Genomic DNA, 3176 nt, shown 5'->3' on the forward strand with positions numbered 1-3176 from the left:
CCGTCCGCCCTGGTCGAGGGGCCGTAGAGGATCTGCTCGAGTGTGCCCGTGGTCCCCACGTGCACGCGCTGGCCGCGCGGCATGTCGGGGTGGGTCGCCTCGGATCCCCAGTGCCAGCCCCGTCCCGGAGCTTCCTCCGCGCGGGCGATGGCGGCGCCGAGGCCGGAACTGGCGCCGGTGATGAGCAAGGTTTGCGGCTTCATGGGGCGGTCTGGTGGGGGTTCGGCGCGAGTGTGCCGACGGCGCTGCGGGCTGTCAAGCGAGGCGCAGACTGGTTGGGCGCGTCTTGCCGCTCGTGCTGCGGTGGATTTCGCGGAAGCCGAGCGCTTGCCAGAAGGCGGCCAGCTCCTCGCTGTGGCCGTAGCTGACACCGAGCGGTTCGGCGATGTCTTGCCGGGCGCGGGCAATTAGCGCGGCGGCGATGCCCTGGCGGCGGTGCGCCTCATGCACCGCGATGCGGCTGACGCGGGCGAGCGGGCGGTTGTACGCCGGGTTTTGGGTGTGAACCAGTAGTTGTTGCAGCAGCAGGCGGCCTTGCGGGCGGCGTTCGCCGCGCATGACGGCGGTAGCAAGGTCGGGCGGCAGCGGCGTTTCGTGGCGGATGTGCAGCACGCCCGCGACTTGCGCGCCGGTTGTCGCGATGTAGAGGCTTTGGCCGGGCAGGTCGAGCAGTTGTTTGAGGTCGTCCGGGCTGGTGCGGTAATGCGCCTGGTGCAGCAGGCGGTAGATGGCGCGCAGGAGCGTTTCATCAGCGGCGCGTTCGTTGCGGCTGACGCGGCGGAGGGTCGCGGGCGCGGGCGGGGTCGCGTCGTCGGGGTGAAGGAGGAAGGCGTTTTCCAGAATCTGTTCGAGCGGGTCGTGGTGCGCGTGGCGCAAGGCGTGCTGGTGGCGATAGACGCGGGCGGCGTCGCGCGCGATGAGTGCGGGCAGGACGTGCAGGCTGAAGGCGCGACCGTGGCCTTCGTAGCCGTCTTCGGTGGCGGCCAGGGTGTAGGCGGGGTAATGCGCGGTGAGGGCGAGCAGTTGCGCGGGCGGGATGCTGGCGGCTTCGTCAATGACCAGATGCGCGGCGGGTGGCAGGCGGTGCAAGGCGTCGTCCGGCGGCAGAAAAATGCAGTTCGTGCAATCGGGCAGGAGCGCACGCAGGCGTTCGAGGTTGCTGCGAAAGGGGGTGACAACCAGCACGCGCACGCCGCCGAGCCAGCGGATTTTTGCGGCAAGGCGCGTGGTTTTGCCGCGGCCACGGCGGCCAAGGATGATTTGCGGCTGGTGGCGGTGTTCGATGGTGTCCGGTGGTGGCGCGGTTTCCGCTGCGCCGGTTGCTGCAATCAGGTGGCGCAGGCGGGTATTGAAATGGTCGCGGCAGGCGGCGAGCGGTTCGCCGTAGTCGAGCAGGCGGCGGTGGTCGGGGTCGCCGTCGGGATAGTGTTCGGGGAGCGCGAGGCGGACATCGTGGCCGTCGCCGAGGGTGGCGGCGAGTGCGGCGAAGGCGTTGGGCTGGAGACCGCCGCTGGCGTCCCAGTCGAGACGGTCGCGCGTCTGGCCGAGATAACGGCGGTAGTCGCGCGGGGCGAGGTCGCGGCCAAAGACATGGCTGGCGGGCAGGGCGGCGGGGGGAACAAGGAGGAGGCGGCGCATGGTGCGGTTTGGCTGGCGGGGCATTGGTGGTCGCCGTCATATTGGATTGTTGTTGGCGATGGAGCAAGCCCCGCGTTTAGAAGAAAGGTTAGTACACGCCGCTCTTTGTGAGTGGGCAGGTTGGGTTAGGGGGCTCTAGAAATAGCCATAAGCAACGCCGTTTTTTTGCGGATAGGCGCGCAAATGGCAGCAGACTTCCCGCTCGCGGTTATTAAAAAAAGGGGCGAGAAATGTCTGCAATATTTTTTCCTGGTCATCATAAAGGTAAAATTTTTGCGATTGGGGCGTAAAGATAAAGTATTTTTTGTTTTCCTCCGTCTTCTGTATTGAATAATAATCCATATATTCGTCTATATAAATGGCGTAAATGATTTTGTCGCCCTGATAGAAAATCAGGGCGTAATCCACAATGAATTGCGCCCTGGAATATTTGCCTTCCAGTTTGTGCATTTGCAGTGGCGCAAATTGTGCCATGAGCGTTGCCGCGCCATCGGTCATTTTCAGATGGGCGGGCAGGGTTTTGCTGTTGTCCGCCAGTTCGGCATAAGGCACGGGCAGGTGCATATGGATGCGGGAAACGGTTTCTTCCGGGTATTCTGTTGTTGGGCGCGTGATGACGGTATGCGCCGAATAGAGTGCGACACTGTCCATTGCTGCAATTATGTGCGCGGGAATAAAATTTGTTGTCGTCCCCTTGGGATATTCATCCGCTTTTTTAGTGCCGATGACGTTATAGCCGCCTTCGTTTTCTTCGGCAATGGCGACCGGATGCGGTGCGGGTATGGGTGGGCTGCAACTCGCCAGTTCATCATTCACAACCCAAACGTTTTCTGTGCAATTGGGCGGGAAAGATTCTGGCCAGCGCGTTTGTGGAGTGATGGCAAAGGTCATGGAAAATTTTTCGTTGCGTGTCGCCGCCAGACTTTGAAATTTGTCGCCCGCCCGTGTCGGAGGGAATATCGCCAGGATGGTTAATAGCCATGCGGTGCGGCATAAGAAAGAATGGTTTTTCATGGTGCTATTTCTGGTTTATTAGGTGTATTTATGAATGGTACGCGCTAAAAAAACCGCCCTGGGGCGGTTTTTCTTTTGGGGGAGCTATTGGATGCGCTTGTATTTGATGCGGTGCGGCTGGTCGGCTTCGTCGCCGAGGCGGCGTTTGCGGTCGGCTTCGTATTCGGAATACGTGCCGGGGAAGAATTCCACCTGCGAGTCGCCTTCAAAGGCGAGGATGTGCGTCGCCACGCGGTCGAGGAACCAGCGGTCGTGCGAGATGATGAGCGCAGAGCCGGGGAAGGCGAGGATGGCTTCTTCGAGCGCGCGCAGGGTTTCCACGTCCAAGTCGTTGGTCGGTTCGTCTAAAAGCAAGACGTTGCCGCCGCTTTTTAAGAGTTTTGCCAGATGCAGGCGGTTGCGTTCGCCGCCGGAGAGGTCGCCGACGCGCTTTTGTTGGTCCGCGCCCTTGAAGTTGAAGCGGCCCAGGTAGGCGCGGCTGGGGATGGTGTAGTTGCCGACGATGATGTTGTCGAGGCCGTCCG

Annotated in this window: 3 protein-coding genes and 1 pseudogene; all 4 read right to left on the minus strand. The window is 61.9% G+C overall.

Annotated elements, in window-relative coordinates; translation table 11 throughout:
• Nucleotides 1-161 (minus strand): annotated as a pseudogene (locus tag Q0349_RS13570) (GuaB3 family IMP dehydrogenase-related protein); the annotation flags it as partial.
• 94 nt (nt 162-255) lie between these two features.
• Nucleotides 256-1662 (minus strand): GNAT family N-acetyltransferase, encoded by a 1407-nt coding sequence (locus tag Q0349_RS13575; protein ID WP_298081550.1) that lies wholly within the window; start codon nt 1660-1662, stop codon nt 256-258.
• A 111-nt stretch (nt 1663-1773) separates the two neighbouring features.
• On the minus strand, nt 1774-2454 hold the full coding sequence (locus Q0349_RS13580; RefSeq protein ID WP_298081551.1) for a hypothetical protein: 681 nt from the start codon (nt 2452-2454) through the stop codon (nt 1774-1776).
• Nucleotides 2455-2736: 282 nt separating this feature from the next.
• A partial coding sequence (locus Q0349_RS13585; RefSeq protein WP_298081552.1) for an ATP-binding cassette domain-containing protein occupies nt 2737-3176 on the minus strand: 440 nt, incomplete at its 5' end.

Source organism: uncultured Cardiobacterium sp. (assembly GCF_938028185.1).
In the GTDB taxonomy this organism is placed as follows: Bacteria; Pseudomonadota; Gammaproteobacteria; order Cardiobacteriales; family Cardiobacteriaceae; genus Cardiobacterium.

What these genes read in the sequence shown, in the direction of transcription:
- Q0349_RS13575 (WP_298081550.1), bottom strand. Translation starts at nt 1,662, where the DNA reads ATGCCCCGCCAGCCAAACCGCACCATGCGCCGCCTCCTCCTTGTTCCC.